The sequence below is a fragment of the Novosphingobium mangrovisedimenti genome (genome assembly GCF_025153475.1).
Lineage (GTDB): Bacteria > Pseudomonadota > Alphaproteobacteria > Sphingomonadales > Sphingomonadaceae > Novosphingobium > Novosphingobium mangrovi_A.
This window is the reverse complement of the sequence record NZ_JANZXA010000002.1, coordinates 367,533-385,039: the sequence shown is the minus strand read 5'-3', so window position 1 is coordinate 385,039 and position 17,507 is coordinate 367,533. Positions and strand designations below refer to the sequence as shown.

Annotated in this window: 14 protein-coding genes; 12 read left to right on the top strand and 2 right to left on the bottom strand. The window is 65.6% G+C overall.

The window, feature by feature from the left end:
- Window positions 1-140 precede the first annotated feature (140 nt).
- The 7 genes from fdhD to NZK81_RS05270 all read left to right on the top strand — a co-directional run bounded on the left by fdhD (window position 141) and on the right by NZK81_RS05270 (window position 7,410).
- Entirely contained in the window at window positions 141-908 is a 768-nt protein-coding gene (fdhD, locus tag NZK81_RS05300; RefSeq protein WP_260044580.1) for a formate dehydrogenase accessory sulfurtransferase FdhD, read from the top strand.
- A 323-nt stretch (window positions 909-1,231) separates the two neighbouring features.
- Window positions 1,232-2,446 carry a toxic anion resistance protein gene (locus NZK81_RS05295; RefSeq protein ID WP_260044578.1) on the top strand — a complete coding sequence of 405 codons (1,215 nt, stop codon included), beginning with the start codon at window positions 1,232-1,234 and terminating at the stop codon, window positions 2,444-2,446.
- 147 nt (window positions 2,447-2,593) lie between these two features.
- Window positions 2,594-3,292, top strand: a complete 699-nt coding sequence (locus NZK81_RS05290; protein WP_260044576.1) for a hypothetical protein — start codon at window positions 2,594-2,596, stop codon at window positions 3,290-3,292.
- Window positions 3,285-3,923, top strand: a complete 639-nt coding sequence (locus tag NZK81_RS05285) for a YqiJ family protein (RefSeq protein ID WP_260044575.1) — start codon at window positions 3,285-3,287, stop codon at window positions 3,921-3,923. The genes NZK81_RS05290 and NZK81_RS05285 overlap by 8 nt, the downstream gene beginning before the upstream one ends.
- Before the next feature lie 49 nt (window positions 3,924-3,972).
- Window positions 3,973-4,248 (top strand): hypothetical protein, encoded by a 276-nt coding sequence (locus NZK81_RS05280; protein ID WP_260044573.1) that lies wholly within the window; start codon window positions 3,973-3,975, stop codon window positions 4,246-4,248.
- A gap of 683 nt (window positions 4,249-4,931) precedes the next feature.
- Window positions 4,932-6,659, top strand: coding sequence for a flotillin family protein (locus NZK81_RS05275; protein WP_260044571.1), 1,728 nt, complete (start codon window positions 4,932-4,934; stop codon window positions 6,657-6,659).
- Window positions 6,660-7,038: 379 nt separating this feature from the next.
- Window positions 7,039-7,410, top strand: coding sequence for an EthD domain-containing protein (locus NZK81_RS05270; RefSeq protein ID WP_260044569.1), 372 nt, complete (start codon window positions 7,039-7,041; stop codon window positions 7,408-7,410).
- 6 nt (window positions 7,411-7,416) lie between these two features.
- Here NZK81_RS05270 and NZK81_RS05265 read toward each other — a convergent pair whose 3' ends face one another.
- Window positions 7,417-8,232 carry an SDR family NAD(P)-dependent oxidoreductase gene (locus NZK81_RS05265; protein ID WP_260044567.1) on the bottom strand — a complete coding sequence of 272 codons (816 nt, stop codon included), beginning with the start codon at window positions 8,230-8,232 and terminating at the stop codon, window positions 7,417-7,419.
- Between the two features lie 271 nt (window positions 8,233-8,503).
- On the opposite strand from NZK81_RS05265, the gene NZK81_RS05260 reads away from it, so the two are divergent.
- Genes NZK81_RS05260 through NZK81_RS05245 form a run of 4 tightly spaced genes read left to right on the top strand, consistent with a single transcriptional unit; the run spans window position 8,504 to window position 13,279 of the window.
- Window positions 8,504-9,205: an SRPBCC family protein gene (locus NZK81_RS05260; RefSeq protein ID WP_260044565.1), complete on the top strand. Its 702-nt coding sequence runs from the start codon at window positions 8,504-8,506 to the stop codon at window positions 9,203-9,205.
- Window positions 9,202-10,071: an FAD binding domain-containing protein gene (locus NZK81_RS05255; RefSeq protein ID WP_260044564.1), complete on the top strand. Its 870-nt coding sequence runs from the start codon at window positions 9,202-9,204 to the stop codon at window positions 10,069-10,071. Before NZK81_RS05260 ends, NZK81_RS05255 begins: the two co-directional genes overlap by 4 nt.
- Window positions 10,068-10,541, top strand: coding sequence for a (2Fe-2S)-binding protein (locus NZK81_RS05250; RefSeq protein ID WP_260044563.1), 474 nt, complete (start codon window positions 10,068-10,070; stop codon window positions 10,539-10,541). The genes NZK81_RS05255 and NZK81_RS05250 overlap by 4 nt, the downstream gene beginning before the upstream one ends.
- Window positions 10,538-13,279 (top strand): xanthine dehydrogenase family protein molybdopterin-binding subunit, encoded by a 2,742-nt coding sequence (locus NZK81_RS05245; RefSeq protein ID WP_260044561.1) that lies wholly within the window; start codon window positions 10,538-10,540, stop codon window positions 13,277-13,279. Before NZK81_RS05250 ends, NZK81_RS05245 begins: the two co-directional genes overlap by 4 nt.
- Before the next feature lie 49 nt (window positions 13,280-13,328).
- On the opposite strand, the gene NZK81_RS05240 is transcribed toward NZK81_RS05245, so the two are convergent.
- Window positions 13,329-13,799 carry an Lrp/AsnC family transcriptional regulator gene (locus NZK81_RS05240; RefSeq protein ID WP_260044559.1) on the bottom strand — a complete coding sequence of 157 codons (471 nt, stop codon included), beginning with the start codon at window positions 13,797-13,799 and terminating at the stop codon, window positions 13,329-13,331.
- 99 nt (window positions 13,800-13,898) lie between these two features.
- Here NZK81_RS05240 and putA point away from each other — a divergent pair, with 99 nt between their 5' ends.
- Window positions 13,899-17,495, top strand: a complete 3,597-nt coding sequence (putA, locus tag NZK81_RS05235; protein ID WP_260044557.1) for a trifunctional transcriptional regulator/proline dehydrogenase/L-glutamate gamma-semialdehyde dehydrogenase — start codon at window positions 13,899-13,901, stop codon at window positions 17,493-17,495.
- Window positions 17,496-17,507 lie beyond the last annotated feature (12 nt).

Genomic DNA, 17,507 nt, shown 5'->3' with positions numbered 1-17,507 from the left:
CTTGCTCCGCTCCGGAATCGGGCGGAGAACGCGATACGTTCAATCTCGCGCGCGAAGCGGGTATCAGGGCGTGGTCGGACGCATACAGGAGCAGCGAACTGGAACAGGCACAAGCCATCGAAGGTACGGCAGAGGTCCACGTGCGGCGCAGCGCTTACGGACCGGAGGCCGAAGCGGCGAAAGCTTTCGCCATTCCCGTAGAGGCGCCGGTGGCGATTGAGACCAATGGAATCGCTTATGCCGTGATGATGGCGACGCCGGTCAATTTGGAGGATTTCGTGACCGGCTTTCTCATGGCCGAGGGGCTGGCCGATGCGGGCGAAGTCGGTGAGGTCGCCTTGCACACGGTAGAGAACGGGGAATGGGGAACCGGCCATGTTGCCCGTGTGAACCTTCCGCCCGATCGTCTGGGGCCGATCGTCGAGCGCGCCCGGCGCCGGGTGGGTGACAGTTCCTGCGGCATTTGCGGGATCGAGGGTGTCGAAGCGGCGCTGCGCCCGCTTCCAGCACTGACCCGGCGTAGTGGTGCTACGCCGGAGGCCATCGGGCGCGCGCTCGGCGCGTTTGCGGAGCGCCAGCCGCTCGGCGCATCCACGCGCGCCTCGCACGCGGCGGCCTTTTGCGACGAGAGCGGCGCGGTGCTGCTGGTGCGCGAGGACGTCGGGCGGCACAACGCGCTCGACAAGCTCATTGGCGCCCTGGCCCGGCGGGGCACCGATCCTGCCGCCGGTTTCATCATCATGACCTCGCGCTGCTCCTATGAACTGGTCGAAAAGACAGTGCGGGCCGGCTGTCCGATGCTGGTGACGATTTCCGCGCCCACCGATCTGGCCGTGCGCCGCGCGAAGGCGGCCGGGCTTTCGCTGGCCGTGGTGGCGCGTGACGATTCGATGCTGCTCGTTTGCTAGGGGCTTCGACAAGCTCAGCCTGAGCGGGGGTCGGAGGTGGCGTGGATCGTCATCCCAGCGAAGGCTGGGATCGTTGCGAACTCAGCGCAACCTCGAGAGAGGTCCCAGCCTGCGCTGGGATGACGGAAATGTTCCGCCATCCCATTCCGTTCGTCTCGCGCGATACGCACGGCGTCGGAAGCGCCCGTCAGCAACAAATGTCGATCTCCATCAGGTGTTCGTCGAGTACAACGGGCGCGAAGGACCGGTTTTTCTTGTAGTCGCGCGACGGTAATCCTAGATTTCCCTCTATTCCGGGGTTTGAAAGACGAGGATTTCCCAACATGGCCGTGATGACCGACCAGGATACCGTGGGCGAGCTCAAGCTGACCCCGCCCGATCCCGTGCCGGCCGTAAAGCCCGAGCGCGCCGCCGGTCTCGTGCCGGTGGGAGACGAGCAGAAGTCCAAGCTGCAGATCCGTGTCGGCGAATTCGTCGACGATCTGGTTTCGCAGGATTCCAGTTCGCCCGAGTTCGGCCGCCGCGTCGACCAGATTACCAACATGGGCCGCAAGGAAATTTCCGAGGCGGCGGGCCAGTCCAACCGTTTCCTCGACCGTCCGGTGCGCGCGATGGACAAGGATGCCGGCGTCGGCGCCGATCTGGCCGAACTGCGCCGCACGGTGGAGGATCTCGATCCCTCGACCAAGGGCGACCTGCTGTCCAAGCGCAAGCTGTTCGGGATCATCCCGTTCGGCTCGAAGCTGCGCAACTACTTCGAAGGCTACCAGAGCGCGCAGGGCCACATCAGCGCCATCCTCACCCGTCTGCAGAACGGCAAGGACGAGCTGCTGATGGACAATGCCGCGATCGACGTGGAGCGGCAGAACCTGTGGGCGGCCATGGGCAAGCTCGAACAGATGGTCTTCATGTCCAAGGCGCTCGACACCGCGCTGGAGGAAAAGGCCAACGATCTGGACCACACCGATCCCGCCAAGGCCAAGGCCGTACGCGAGAGCGCGCTGTTCTATGTCCGCCAGCGCACGCAGGACCTGCTCACGCAGATGGCGGTAACGGTGCAGGGCTACCTCGCGCTCGATCTGGTGAAGAAGAACAATGTCGAGCTGATCAAGGGCGTGGACCGGGCTTCCACCACCACCGTCGGCGCGCTGCGCACGGCGGTCACGGTCGCGCAGGCCATGGCGAACCAGAAGCTGGTGCTCGACCAGATCACCGCGCTCAACACGACCACCGCCAACATCATCGACGGTACTGGCCAGATGCTGAAGGACAACACCGCGCGCATCCACGAGCAGGCAGCGAGTGCGACGATCCCGCTCGAGACGCTGAGCCGCGCGTTCCAGAACATCTACGACACGATGGATTCGATCGACACTTTCAAGCTGAAGGCGCTCGATTCGATGAAGCAGACCGTCACGTCGCTTGAAGACGAAATCGGCAAGTCCAAGGCCTATATCGCCCGCGCGCAAGGGCAGGCCGAAGGCGTCGCGGCGGACGGCACGGCCGCGCCGTCGTTGCTGGAGGCGGTGGACCAGTAAGCGATGGTTGTTTCCACCGTTACCTCATTCCCCATTCGCTCGTCATTGCGAGCCGAAGGCGAAGCAATCCAGAGCGGTGCAGCGCCGCTCTGGATTGCCGCGGGCCTTTCGGCCCTCGCAATGACGAACTGGTAGGGACGGCATATCATGCCTCAGACGCCCGCCCGCGTATCGCAGGAAATCATCCGTGCCGCCCGCCGCCAGCGCGCGGCGCGGCTCTACAACGCCCGCAAGGAGCGCTGGCGCTTTCGCCTGCGCCGCATCCGCCGTGCGTTTCTGGCGCTGTCGGGCATCTGGATCGCCGCGTTGGTGGCCGCGCTTGCCCTCGGCGGGTTGTCGTTCGGCGTATCGATGAGTGCGATACTGCTGGGTATCGCGGTGTTCGTGGTGCTCTCGATCTATCCCGCGGCCCCGCGCACGCATGCCGGGGACCTCGAAAGCGCCAGCCTGCCGGAACTGGCCGGTTCGGCCGAATTGTGGCTGGAAGGCAAGCGCCGGGCGCTGCCCAATGCCGCGATCGATGCCATCGACATGATCGGCGTGCGCCTCGAGCAGATCGCCCCGCAACTCGCCACGATCGAGGAAAACGGCCCCGCAGCACGCGAGGTGCGCAAGCTGCTGTCCGAGCATCTGCCGGGGCTGGTTGACAGCTACACCCGCATTCCGGCCGCCCTGCGCGGCAAACCGGGCGTGGGCGGTACGAGCCCTTCGGAACAACTCCTCGACGGCCTCAGCGTCATTTCCGACGAGATCGAGGCGATGAGCCTCGACCTGTCGCGCAACGACATTGATGCCCTGGCAACGCGCAACCGCTTCCTCGAAACCAAGTACGTCGATCGTGATTGAGCTGCTGACCCAGCCCGAAAGCCTGCCGTTCTCGGTGGCGCTGGGCGTGGTGCTGCTGCTCGCGGTGCTGCAACTGGTCGGCCTTGGCGATCTGATCGGGGGCGATGCCGGCGTGGACGCCGATCTCGACGTGGATGGCGACATGGCCGTCGATGCCGGGCTGCTCTCGCTGATCGGCATCGGACGCGTGCCGTTCATGATGTGGCTGATGATCCTGCTGTCGATCTTCGGCGTGACCGGTCTTGCTGGGCAGCACTTCCTCGAAGCCCTGACCGGCGCGCCTTGGTCCGCCTGGCTGGTGAGCGCGGGCGCCGCGTTCGTGGCGCTGCCCGCGACTGGCGCTATATCGCGCCCGCTCGGCCGCGTGCTGCCCAAGGACGAGACGACCGCCATAAACGTCGCCGCGCTCGTCGGGCGCGAGGCGGAAGTGGTGATCGGCACGGCCACCCCGGGCAATCCAGCGCGCGCCAAAGTCACCGACCATTTCGGGCAGACGCATTACGTGATGCTGGAACCCGACAATGCCGGTCAGCGTTTCGTCCAGAGCGAAAAGGTGCTGCTGGTGCGGCGCGAGGGCGAGCTGTTCAAGGCCATCGCGCGTGGGGATCACTACCTGCCGAAGCTGGATTGATCGGCGCGCGGAGAAGTTTCTTTTGGCCGGAACCGGGAAGGGCAGGGGCATGAAGCAACTCGTATCCAGCACGAAAAGTCACGGCGCCATCGCGTCGGGCGCCTCCGCGACGGGCGCCGGTTCGATTGGTGCGCTCGCCGTGGGCGCATTCGCCATGGGAGCGCTCGCCGTCGGCGCGGTCGCTATAGGCGCCTTGGCGATCGGACGGCTCTCGATAAAGCGTGCGCACATACGCCGTCTGGAAATCGACGAGATCGCGGTTGGACGCGTAACCTGCCTGCCTGACGAAACTGATCGGGCCGAAGCGGAGGCGGAGCGGGACTGAGCGAACCTCCGGTGTCCGGGCACAAGTCGTAGAGTCGCGAATATGGCACGTGGTGTGTCTGGAACATGCCGTTTTCGAGAGCGGCCCTTGATTTCAGCAACAAAACCTCATGACTTCGTCATTGCGAGCCGCAGGCAAAGCAATCCAAGGCGGTGCCGCGCCACTCTGGATTGCCGCGCGGCCTGCGGTCGCTCGCAATGACGAAGTAGCGGAAATGTGAGGGCCAAGTCCTCGCAATCGCGGATTAAATTTCTGCAATCCTAAATGCAATCGACTCGCAATAATCCGGTTTCGCTATGAGTCGTATCCGCCTTCCGCTATAGCACTCAAAGACAAGGTGAAATCGAGAGCGGGGCGCTGTGCCGTCCGCAGCATCTTGGTTCGGAGAAGCGGAAGATGAGCGCCAGTATCGAACGCAGTTCGTGCAGGCTGCGATCCTGTTTTACGGGTTGGTGACTGATCCATTCAGGGCCTGACGTAAAAACTGCCAGCATGATCCGGGTGTTCAAGTCGGCGATGCCGGGTTTTGACTGAAACCTGTCTGCCGCCGTGCGCCTGTTCTGGGCGTGGGGAAGGCCATTCGAGGTCATTCGAGCTTAACTGCGTGCGCGCAGTTGAGTTGGGATGAAATCGAGCGCGGGGCATTGTGCCGTCCGCTGCATCCCCTTGAAGGAGAAATGAAAATGGACGGGCTTTCCAACGGCCTATTGGGCATCGGCGTGATCGCCGGTGGCATCGTGGTCCTGCTGATCGTGTTCGGCGTGATGCTGGCGCGCCTTTATCGGCGTGCCAGCAAGGAAATCGCGTTCGTGCGAACGGGCATCGGCGGCGAAAAGGTCGTGATGAACGGCGGCGCTCTGGTGCTGCCGATCTTCCACGAGACGATGCCCGTCAACATGAACACGGTGCGTCTTGCGGTGGAGCGCAAGAACGGAGACGCGCTCATCACGCTCGACCGCTTGCGGATCGACGTGAAGGCGGAGTTCTACGTGCGCGTCCGTCCCGATGCTGGGGCCATTGCCATGGCCGCGCAGACGCTGGGTGCGCGCACGATGCACCCGGAGGCGCTCAAGGACCTTGTCGAGGGCAAGTTCGTCGACGCGCTGCGTTCGGTTGCGGCGGGCATGTCGATGAACCAGCTTCACGAACAGCGCGCGGATTTCGTCCAGAAAGTGCAACAGGTGTCCGCAGCGGACCTTGCGATGAACGGTCTGGAACTGGAATCGGTCTCGCTGACCGGCCTCGACCAGACCTCGATCGAGCACTTCAACGCGAACAACGCGTTCGACGCCGAAGGCCTTACCAAGCTGACCGAGCAGATCGAGCTGCGCAAGAAGACGCGCAACGACATCGAGCAGGACACGCGCGTGCAGATGGAGTCGAAGAACCTCGAAGCCGATCGCCAGTCGCTGCAGATCCAGCGCGACAACGAGTTCGCGCGCCTCGAACAGGAGCGTGAAGTCGAAATGCGCCGGGCCGAGCAGGCGGCGGAAGTCGCTCGCGAACAGGCCGCGCGCGGCCGCGAGGCCGATGAAGCCCGCATCGAGGCGAAGCAGCAGGTGGACTCCCGCCAGATCGAGGCGGATCGCACGATCGAGGAAGCCCGCATTGCGCAGGCCCAGGCGGTCGAACTGGCCCGTCAGGAACAGCAGATCGCGATCCAGAACAAGAGCCGCGAGGAAAGCCAGGCCAAATCGCAGGCTGACGAAGCCCGCGCCAAGGCGGTTGCCGCCGAGGAGCAGGTCACGACCAGCCGCGAAACCGAGGTGGCCGAGCGTCTCAAGAGGATCGAGCTGATCGAGGCGGCCAAGGAAGCCGAGCGTCAGGCGATCTCGGTCAAGGTGGAAGCCGAGGCCGAAAAGGAAGCTGCGTCCAACCGCGCCGAAGCCGCAAGGCTCGAAGCGGAAGGCGAGGCCGAAGCCGAGAAGCTGCGTGCGGAAGCCGCGCGTGTCCGCTTCGAGGTCGAGGCTGCCGGTCAGCGGGCCATCAACGAGGCGGCGAACATCCTGTCTTCGGATCAGGTCTCGCTGCAGATGAAGATGGCGCTGCTCAAGGTCCTGCCCGAAGTCGTGCGCGAGAGCGTGCGGCCGATGGAAGCGATCGATTCGATCAAGATCGTGCAGGTCGACGGCCTCACCCAGAAGGGTGGCGGTTCGGCCGGCGCGGGGGCTCCCGGTGCTTCGTATGGCGGGGGCTCGGGCAACCTGGCCAACGATGCGGTCAGTGCCGCTCTCGCCTATCGCGCGCAGGCGCCGGTGATCGACGGGCTGATGAAGGAACTCGGCCTCGACGGCGCCTCGCTGGCCACGATGGTCAAGGGCGCTGTGGAGCCGGAAGTCCCGATGGCTCCCGAAGCGGCGGACAACGATGCGTCGGAGGACGAGGTCTACAGTCCCAAGTCGGTGAACTGAGGCACAAGGGAAGCCCGGGAGAATAAGCTCTCCCGGGCTTTTCCATGCCCGCGTCTTACCCTTGGGAGCGACGCTTGCGGCGGTTGCTGGCCCGGAGAATCTCTTCCATGTCCATGATTTCACCGACCCCCTGCGGGAGATAAGGCTTGTAGGGGCGGTAGGATGAACTGATCATGGGGCCTCCGCGGACAAGGCAGTCGTGGTTGCTGCGAAAATGTGCTGTGCCGTGTGCGCGACTTTACCAGCGTCCGCTTGGCGGGGGCTGCTAAAGAACATCCGAAATCGCCGCGTTCTGATCGCCGTGGCGGCGCAAGCAGGCGATGGACCTGTGGTAGGCTCGCTGAAAAGGCCGCAACGGGCCGGGAGAGCGAGAGACACAATGCCGGGCGAGACCTACAAGATCCTGCTGTTCATGAAGCGTCGGCCGGACATTTCGGTCGAACAGTTCCGCGACTACTACGAAACGAAGCATGCCCCGCTCGCGGAAAAGTATTCAAGCGGCGTTTCGCGCTACATCCGCCGCTACATCGATCGCCAGCGCCATCCCGAGACCGGGGAATTCACCGATGCGCCGGACGTCATTACCGAACTGTGGTTCGAGGACGAGAAGATTTATCGCGGCACGCTGGCCTACATCACCACCAGCCTGATGCCCGACGAGATCATCGAGGACGAGAAGAACTTGTTCGACCGCACGGCCTTCCGCATTGCCACGGTGGTGGAATGCGAATGGGACTTGTCGAAGGCCTGAACGCGGCTACTGGCCCGCGTGCATCATGCCCAGGTGGCCGATGATGCCGCCGTCCACGCGGATGTCGGTCCCGCTGATATAGGACGCGCCGGGCGAGCACAGGAATTCGACGACCGAGGCGATCTCGTCCCCGTGGCCCATGCGGCCTTGCGGGACGATGCCGATCATGGCGCGCAGCTGCGCGTTCGATTCCGCTTCGGCCTTGCCCATCGGCGTGTCGATGAAGCCCGGTGCCACCGAGACGATCCGCACACCCATCACGCCGAAGGGCGCTGCTTCGCGCTCGACGAGATGGACCACCGCTTTCTTTGAGATCGCATAGCTCATGCCCGGATCGGTCACGAACTGCGCAATTTCCTCGCGGTGGCCGGTGGCGACGAACTTGCGGATTGCGTCAAGCATGGCCGGATCGTTGAGCATGTAGGCGGAAACCGACGAGATCAGCACCGCGCAGGCGCCTTGCGAGAAGCGCGGCAGCAGGCCGGCGAGAAGCCTTTCGGTGGCATCGTAGTTGACGGAGAAGATCCGCTCTCCGTCCGCCATCGTGGGCGAGAGGCCGGCGGTGTGTACCAGTGCAGAGATCGGCGAATCACCCAGTTTTGCAAGGATCTGCTCGGCAAAGTCTGGCGCGGCAATGTCGCCGGCCAGCACGTCGACCTTGACCCCGGTCCCGCGCAGCACAGAGGCCAGCGTTTCCAGTGGCTCGGCATGGAGATCGCACAGCAGCAGCGAGCGCCCGCGCGAGGCGAAGCGGATGGCTGCGGGCTTGCCCATGCCGCCTGCGGCACCGGTGACGACGACTGTTCCGGGAACTGCGCTCATGACCTCTTCCATTCCTTGGCCGTTGTTCGGTTTGACGAGATGTCTAGCTGCCACGGTACGCCGCGGCCAGCGCGGCAAGGGGGAAATCGCCACGGCGCAGCGGACGGGGACATGGATCAACGCGGCGGCGATGACTGGGTATTCTGGGAAATATGATCTATTGTCACTCATAGTGGTTGCATCGCGGGGCGTTTCGGCGTTCTATCCGTGCACCGATGCGCGTCCGGAATACGGTCGACGCATGCTGTTATGACCTTGGGGAGAGACGCGAATGCAGATGACGGGCGAGCAGCGAATTGCCGCGCCGCGCCAGAAGGTGTGGGAGGCGCTGAACGATCCGGCCGTTCTCGCCCAGTGCATCCCGGGCTGCCAGAGCCTTGACCGCGATGGGGCGGACCGCTTCGTGGCCGTGGCCGAAGTGAAGATCGGGCCGATCGGCGCGCGCTTCAAAGGTAATGTGCAGCTTTCCGATATCGACGCGCCCAATGGCTACACCATCACCGGTTCGGGCAACGGCGGCATTGCCGGCTCGGCCAGGGGCGGTGCGAAAGTGCGCTTGTCCGAAGCGCCGGGCGGCGGGACGCTGGTGTCCTATGACGTCGAGGCGGAAGTCGGCGGGCGCATGGCGCAGCTCGGCGGGCCGATCATCGATGCAACGGCGAAGAACCTTGCGGGAAAGTTCTTCGCAAAATTCGGCGAAGTGGTGAGTGGCGGCGGAGCGGCTCCGGCTGCTGCTGCCCCCGTGACCGAGGCAGAGGTGGTCCCGGTCACGGTGACGGTTCCCACGGCGGTGCCGGCGGCTGCACCCGCTCCGCTGTGGGGCTGGGTCGTGGCTCTGGTCCTTGCACTGACCGCAGGTTTTACGCTGGGGCAGATGCATGTGCGGGGCGGGGGGCTGCTCCTCGTCGCGGTGCTGCTGGTGGTCACGGCAGCGGCCGCCTTCGAGGCGGGACGCCGGGGAGGCCGCACGTGAAGCCGGCGCCTTTCGACTACGTCCGGCCGACCAGCGTGGCCGAAGCCTGCCGCGTGCTCGACGAAGCGGGTGGCGGCGCGACGGTGATCGCGGGCGGGCAGACGCTGATGCCGCTGTTGAACCTGCGAATGAGCCAGCCCTTCATCCTCGTCGACATCAACGGTATTGCCGAGCTCAAGGGCGTTAGCCGTGCAGACGGCGCAACGCGCGTGGGCCCGGCAACGCGTCAGGCGGATGCGCTGAAGGACGAAACGCTGGCGCAGTATCTGCCGGCCCTGGTGCGTGCGCTGGCCCATGTCGGCCATTACCAGACACGCAATCGGGGCACTGTCGGTGGCTCGGTCGCACTGGGAGAGCCGGCGGCGGAAATGCCGGCAACGGCCGTGGCGCTCGGCGCGACGATCGAGATTGCCTCGGTGCGCGGCAGCCGCAGCGTCAAGGCGGAGGAATTCTACCTCGGCCCCTACATGACTGTGCTTGAGCCCGACGAACTGGTGACGGACATCGTCTATCCCGACTGGCCGGACGGGCATGTCGTGCTGTTCCGCGAGGTGGCGCAGCGGCCCGGGGACTTCGCACTGGTCGGCATGGTCGGCGCTCTGGCGCTGGAAGGCGGCACTGTGTCGCGAGCAGGGATCGCATGGTTCGGCATGGGGCCGACGCCGGTCCGTGCGCGGCAGGCCGAAAGCGCGCTGGTCGGTCAGGCGCTGACCGCAATCGACGCCGATGCCGTTGCCGCGCTTGCGGTGGCCGATACCGCGCCGTTCGACGATCACCACGCCAGCGCCGAATACCGCCGCACTGTCGGCAAGCGCATCTTCGCCCGCACGCTGCGCGAGGCCCTCGACATCAGGAGCGCCGCATGAGCGAGCACAAGATCGATCTCACCATCAATGGTTACCGCCACACCGCGGCGGTCGAGGCGCGCACCAGCCTGGGCGAATTCCTGCGCGAGGAGCTGGGCTACACCGGCACGCACCTTGCCTGCGAGCACGGCGTCTGCGGCGCCTGCACGGTGCGGGTGGATGGCGTGGCCATGCGTTCGTGCCTGATGCTGGCCGTGCAGGCTGATGGCTGCGAGATCACCACTGTCGAAGGCCTCGCCGCGCCCGACGGCACGCTACACCGCGTGCAGCAGGCGCTGAAGGACAACTTCGGCCTGCAATGCGGGTTCTGCACGCCGGGCGTGGCGATCACGCTGGCCACCGTGCTGGAGGACAATCCCGCCGCGACGACGAGCGATATGGAAGCGGCGATGTCCGGCCATGTCTGCCGCTGCACCGGCTATCAGGGCATCCGCCGCGCGATAAGGCAGCTTGCAGGAGAGCACGCATGAACTTTCACGCGAGCAGCGTCGGCGCCACCCGCTATGTCGGCGAGCGTACTCCGCGCAAGGAAGACGCCCGCCTGCTGACCGGGCGCGGCCAGTTCACCGACGACATCCAGCTGCCGGGCATGATGCATATCGCCTATGTCCGCAGCCCCGTCGCGCGTGGGCGGATCGTGTCGATCAATCTCGACGTCGCGCGCGAGATGCCCGGCGTGCAGGCGATCTACACGCAGGATGATCTCGCAGCGATCCCGGTGCAGATGCTGAGCTTCTTTTTCACGCCCATCGAGAGCCCGGTGACGCTGCTGGCGGACGGGCGTGTGGCCTGCGTCGGCGATCCGGTCTGCATGGTCATCGCCGAAAGTCGCGCGCAGGCGGAAGACGCTGCCGCGCTGGTCGAGCTGGAGATCGAGGAGGAAACCCCGCTCGTCACCATTGCCGACGCGAAGACTGGCGCGCTCGTCCATCCGGACAGGGACGACAACATCGCTGCCGAAATGGGCGATGCGGACATGCTGGAAGAAGCCATCCAGCCGCTGCTCGACAAGGCGCCGCATGTGGTCACCCACACGATCCGCCACCAGCGTATTGCCCAGTCGCCGATGGAATGCCGAGCCTGCGTCGCCTCGCCCGAGGGTTCGGGGGAAATGACGGTGTGGATGGGCTGCCAGAGCCCGCACCTCGCCGCGCGCTATGTGGCGCACGCGCTGGGCATGCCGCAGGAATCGATCCGCGTCATCGCCAAGGACGTGGGTGGCGGTTTCGGCCTCAAGAACATTCCCTGGCGCGAGGAAGTGGCGGTGGTCGTCGCCGCGCGCCTGTTCGGCCGTCCGCTCAAGTGGATCGAGGACCGCTACGAGGCGCTCACGGCCTCCAGCCATGCGCGCGAGCAGGAAGTGACCCTGACGCTCGGGCTCGACGATGAGGGCAAGTTGCTGGCGGGCTGGTCCGACTATGCCTGCAACAACGGCGCCTGGCCCATGGGCGAAGACTCCAACATCGCCGTGCACATGTTCATGTGGCCGGCCTACAAGATGCCTGCCTACGGCTTCGTGACGCGGGGCTGGTTCACCAACACCATGGGGCTGGGCGGCTATCGCGGGCCCTGGGCGATGGAATCGCTCATCCGTGAAACCACGCTCGACAAGGCCGCGCGCAAGATGGGCCTCGACCCGGTTGAAGTGCGCCGCAAGAACCTGATCTACCTGCCCGATCAGCCCGTCACCTCGACGCTGGGCATCGAGGTGACGGACATCACCCCGGGCGAGTGCCTCGAAAAGCTGGTCGCCAATGTCGACATCGCCGCCTTCCGCAAGGAGCAGGCGGAGGCCCGCAAGGAGGGCCGCTATCTCGGTATGGGCATTGCCACCTATATCGAGCCGACCGGTTCGGCCGGGCAGATGCAGCCAATGACGGGCGAGACGGTGCACTTGCGCATCGAGCCGACCGGCAAGGTCGTCGCCATGCTCTCCACCCATTCGCAGGGCCACGGCACGGCCACGACGATGGCGCAGGTCATCGCCGACCGGCTGGGCGTCGCTTACGAGGACATTTCGGTGTTCGAGGGCGACAGTGCCATCGGCGCCTTCGGCCCCGGCGCTGCGGGCAGCCGTCAGGGCGTGATCGCGGGCGGCGCGACGTGGAAGGCGACCGAACTGCTGGCGGACAAGGTCAAGGCGGTCGCCGCGCACCTCTCCAACGCCAGCACGGAGGCCGTCACCATCGAGGACGGCATGGTCCATGTCGAAGGCGCGCCCGAAATGTCGCGCTCGCTGAAGGAACTGGCCGAGATCGCCTATGGCGAACCGGCGCGCTTGCCCGAGGGAATGGCGAGCGGGCTCGAAGCCCAGTTCCGCTACCAGCCGCCGCCGATGACCATGACCAGCGCGGCGCATTGCTGCGTGGTCGAGGTCGATGCCGAGACCGGCTTCGTGAAGATCCTGCGCTGGATCAGCGCCGAGGACTGCGGCACCGTGATCAATCCCGGCGTGGTCGAGGGTCAGATCGCGGGCGGTCTGGCACAGGCGATCGGACAGGTCCTGCTCGAAGAGATGCCTTACGACGCGCGCGGCAATCCGCTGGCAGCGACGTTCAAGGACTACCTGATGCCGACGATTTCCGACGTGCCGGATTTCGAATACCTGCACGCCAACACTCCGTCGCAGACCATTGGTGGCATGCGCGGCGTGGGCGAGGGCGGGGCGATCATCGGCCCGCCGACGCTGGTGAACGCGATTGCCGATGCGCTTTCGCCCTTTGGCGAACTGGGCGGCGAAAAGGGCGAAGTAACGCTGCCGCTCACCCCCGCGCGCATTCTCGACGTGATCGAGCAGCGCGACGTTTCGGGCCATCAGGCGCATGCCGAACCGGCACCGGCTGCTCCGGTCGAAACGACAGCCGCGCCTGTTGCCGATACGTCCGCTCTGGCGGCGGCGCCCGCTGCCATCAGCATCGACGGCGATTGGGACATGACGCTCAAGGCCCCGATGGGCGGACAGACCTTCCTTGCGCACTTCGAGACCGACGGCACCGCGCTTGCGGGCTATCTCTCGGCGCCCGAAGGGCAGCAGGACTTTGCGGGCGGCACGTTCGAGGACGGCCGCATGAAGTTCGAGGTGAAAGTCGACAAGCCGATGAAGGTCACGCTGAAGTACGATCTTCAGGCTTCGGCCGACACCATCACTGGCAAGTGCAAGATGGGTATGTTCGGGACGGCAAAGGTCACGGCGGTACGGCCCGCCTGACCGGGGTGCCTGAAACGCACAATCCCGTCATCCCCGCGCGGGCAGGTGCCTAGCTGTCGATGTCCTTTACCGTCTCCATCGCAACGAAAGTCGATGTGCTGGCGACATGGGGCAGGCTGGAGATCTTCTCGCCGAGCACGACCCGGTAGCGGCGGATGTCGGCTGTGCGTACCTTGAGCAGGTAGTCGAAATTGCTCGCGAGCATGTGGCATTCCTCCACTTCGGGAATGCGTCGCACGGCGCGGTTGAATTCGGCCAGCGCCTGTTCGCGCGTGTCGGACAGCTTGACCTCGGCAAAGGCGACATGGTCGAGCCCGAGACTGGCCGGATCGACCACGGCGCGAAAGCCCCGGATCACGCCGCTTTCGATCAGCCTGCGCATGCGCACCTGACAGGGCGTTTTCGACATGCCCACCTGCTTTGCCAGATCGGTGACGGTGATCCGCCCGTCTTCGCGCAAGACGGCGATGATCTTGCGGTCCAGGTTATCCAGATCAACTGATTCTATTCCATGAGACATATGATTAGTCCGGATGATGGCAAAAAATAAGGCAAATCGATCTGTTTTTTGCCACTGAAAAGACGACTTGCCAATCGTCTCTAGTGTAAGCTGTGATCGATGACGAACACCGCTCCATTTGCCGCATTTGCGCCTCCCGTGCGCGACCTGTCGCCGCTTCGCCGCGCGATTGCCGATGCCCGGCGCTGCGACGAGGCCCAGTGCCTTGCACGGCTGCTCGAGGCCGCAAGCCTGCCCGACGATATGCGAGAGGCCATTCGCGGGACGACGGCGAAGCTGGTCATGGCCTTGCGGGCCGAGCGCAAGGGCAGTGGGGTGGAGGCGCTGGTTCAGGAATATGCGCTGTCGAGCGAGGAAGGCGTGGCGCTGATGTGCCTCGCCGAAGCGCTGCTGCGCATTCCCGATGCCGCCACGCGCGATGCGCTGATCCGTGACAAGATCGCCGGCGGCGACTGGCGTGGCCATCTGGGCGGGGGCAAGTCGCTCTTCGTCAATGCCGCGACATGGGGGCTGGTGGTCACGGGCAAGCTGGTTGGCAGTGTTGACGACAAGGGGCTTTCGGCCGCGCTCACGCGCCTGATCGCGCGGGCTGGCGAACCGGCGATCCGCCGCGGCGTGGATCTGGCCATGCGCATGCTGGGCGAGCAGTTCGTCGTCGGCGAGACCATCGACAAGGCGCTGAAACGCGCCCGCGACTGGGAGGCCAAGGGCTTTCGCTATAGCTACGACATGCTGGGCGAGGCCGCGACGACGGCGGCCGATGCCGCGCGCTACTACACCGATTACCGCAACGCCATCGATGCGATCGGGACGGCTGCTGCGGGCAAAGGGATCTACGAGGGGGCGGGCATCTCGATCAAGCTGTCGGCGCTGCATCCCCGCTATGCGCGGTCGCAGGCCGAGCGGGTCATGGCCGAACTGCTGCCGCGCGTGAAAGCGCTGGCGTTGATGGCGCGAGAATACGGGATCGGCCTCAATATCGATGCCGAGGAAGCCGACCGGCTTGAACTCTCGCTGGACTTGCTCGAAAGCCTCGCGCTCGATCCCGACCTGAAGGGCTGGAACGGGCTGGGTTTCGTCGTCCAGGCCTATGGCAAGCGCTGCCCGATGGTGATCGACTGGATCGTCGACCTGGCCCGGCGCGCGGGCCGCCGGATCATGGTCCGGCTGGTCAAGGGCGCCTACTGGGATGCCGAGATCAAGCGCGCGCAAGTCGACGGGCTGGCGGACTTTTCGGTCTATACCCGCAAGGTCCACACCGACGTCGCCTATATCGCCTGCGCCCGGAAACTGCTGGCGGCACCCGACGAAGTATTCCCGCAGTTCGCCACGCACAATGCGCAGACGCTGGCGACGATCCACCACATGGCTGGCCCGGATTTCACGGCCAGCCGATACGAGTTCCAGTGCCTGCACGGCATGGGCGAGGCGCTCTATTCGCAGGTCGTGGGCGCGGGCAAGCTGGACCGGCCCTGTCGCATCTATGCGCCGGTGGGTACGCACGAGACCTTGCTGGCCTACCTCGTTCGCCGCCTGCTGGAAAACGGCGCGAATTCTTCCTTCGTGCACCGGATCGGCGATCCGGCGGTTCCGGTGGAAGAGCTGGTCGCCGATCCTGTCGATGTCGTGCGCGCGATGGAGCAGCCCGGCGCGCGCCATGACAGGATTGCGCTGCCTGCTGACATCTTCCCCGGTCGTCGCAACTCCGCTGGTATCGACCTGACCGACGAACTGGCGCTGGTATCGCTGTCGCAGGCCCTGCGCGCTTCGGGGAACCATGACTGGACCGCTCGCCCCGAGGGGAGCGAGGGGTCGACGCGTCCGGTCCGCAACCCGGCGGATCACCGCGACCATGTTGGCACCGTGGTCCACGCGTCTGCCAAGGCAGCGGCTGCTGCCGTTGCCCGCGCTGCCGCTAGTGAATGGGGCCGTGTTCCGGTGGGCGAGCGGGCCGCCATCCTTGAAAGCGCGGCCGAGGTTCTGCAGCAGCGCATGGGCCTACTCATGGGGCTGGCGATGCGCGAGGCGGGCAAGTCGGCTGCCAATGCCGTGGCCGAAGTGCGTGAGGCGATCGACTTTCTGCGCTTCTACGCCCGACAGGCGCGCGATACTTTCGGCCCCGGACAAGCACCGCTGGGGCCGGTGGTCTGCATCAGTCCGTGGAACTTTCCGCTGGCGATCTTCACCGGACAGGTCGCCGCCGCGCTCGTCGCGGGCAATGCGGTGCTTGCCAAGCCTGCCGAGGAAACGCCGCTGATCGCCGCCGAGGCGGTGCGTATCCTGCACGAGGCCGGCGTGCCGCATGATGCGCTGCAACTGCTGCCCGGCGAGGGCGACGTCGGCGCCGCGCTGGTGGCCGCGTCGGACGTGGCGGCGGTCATGTTCACCGGCTCGACCGAAGTCGCCCGCCTGATCCAGCGCCAGCTCGCCGGGCGCCTCTCGCCCGAAGGCCGGCCGATCCCGCTGATTGCAGAGACGGGCGGGCAGAACGCGATGATCGTCGATTCCTCCGCGCTGGCGGAGCAGGTGGTCGGCGATGTCATTGCCTCGGCCTTCGACAGTGCTGGCCAGCGCTGCTCGGCGCTGCGCGTGCTGTGCCTGCAGGAGGACGTGGCCGATCGCACGCTGGAGATGCTCAAGGGCGCGCTTGCCGAATTGCGCGTGGGCAATCCCGACCGGCTCGCTACCGATGTCGGCCCGGTCATCACCGCCGAAGCCCAGAGGACCATCGTCCGCCATATCGAGGCGATGCGGGCGAAAGGTCGCCGCATAACTCAGTTCGACGTGCCGGCCGATGCGGTCACGGAGGGAACCTTCGTGGCGCCGACGATCATCGAGATCGGCTCTATAGCAGAGCTGGAGCGCGAGGTTTTCGGGCCCGTGCTGCATGTCCTGCGCTTCCGGCGTGAGAACCTCGGCGCGCTGATCGGGCAGATCAACGCAACCGGCTACGGCCTCACGTTCGGCCTGCACACGCGGCTCGACGGCACTGTGGCCGACGTGACTTCGCAAGTTCGCGCGGGCAATCTTTACGTCAACCGCAACACGATCGGCGCGGTGGTGGGTTCCCAGCCCTTCGGCGGTCGCGGGCTTTCGGGCACCGGCCCCAAGGCGGGCGGGCCGCTCTATCTGGGGCGATTGGTGCAACGGGCGCCGCAGGTTCTCGAATCCTCGGCACAGCCGGCTGCGCTGGTAGAGGTTTTCGCGGAGTGGCTCGACGGGCAGGGTGATGCGTCCGCCGCCGAAAAGGCCCGTGCACTGGGGAAAGCATCGGCGCTGGGGATCAAGCGAGAGCTGCCCGGTCCGGTGGGCGAACGCAACCTCTATGCGCTTCATCCGCGAGGACGAGTGCTGTTGCTGCCGGCAAGCCGGTCGGGCCTGCTGGAACAGATGATTGCCGTGCTGGCCACCGGCAATCGCGCCACGGTAGAGGGGATGGAGCTGCCCGGAGGGCTGCCCGCCGAGATTGCCGCGCGGTTCCGTCCGGACGAGACCGAGGCTTTCGCCGCATGTCTGGTAGAGGGAGGCACGCAGGCCGTTTGCGCGGCTTGCGAAGCCGTGGCGGCCATGGACGGACCTCTCGTTCCGGTCCACCTCGATGCGGGGCCGAACGGCATCTGGCTGCTCGAGGAAGTGTCAACCTCCATCAACACTACGGCGGCAGGCGGCAATGCTAGCCTGATGATGATCGGCTGACGCACGCGCAGG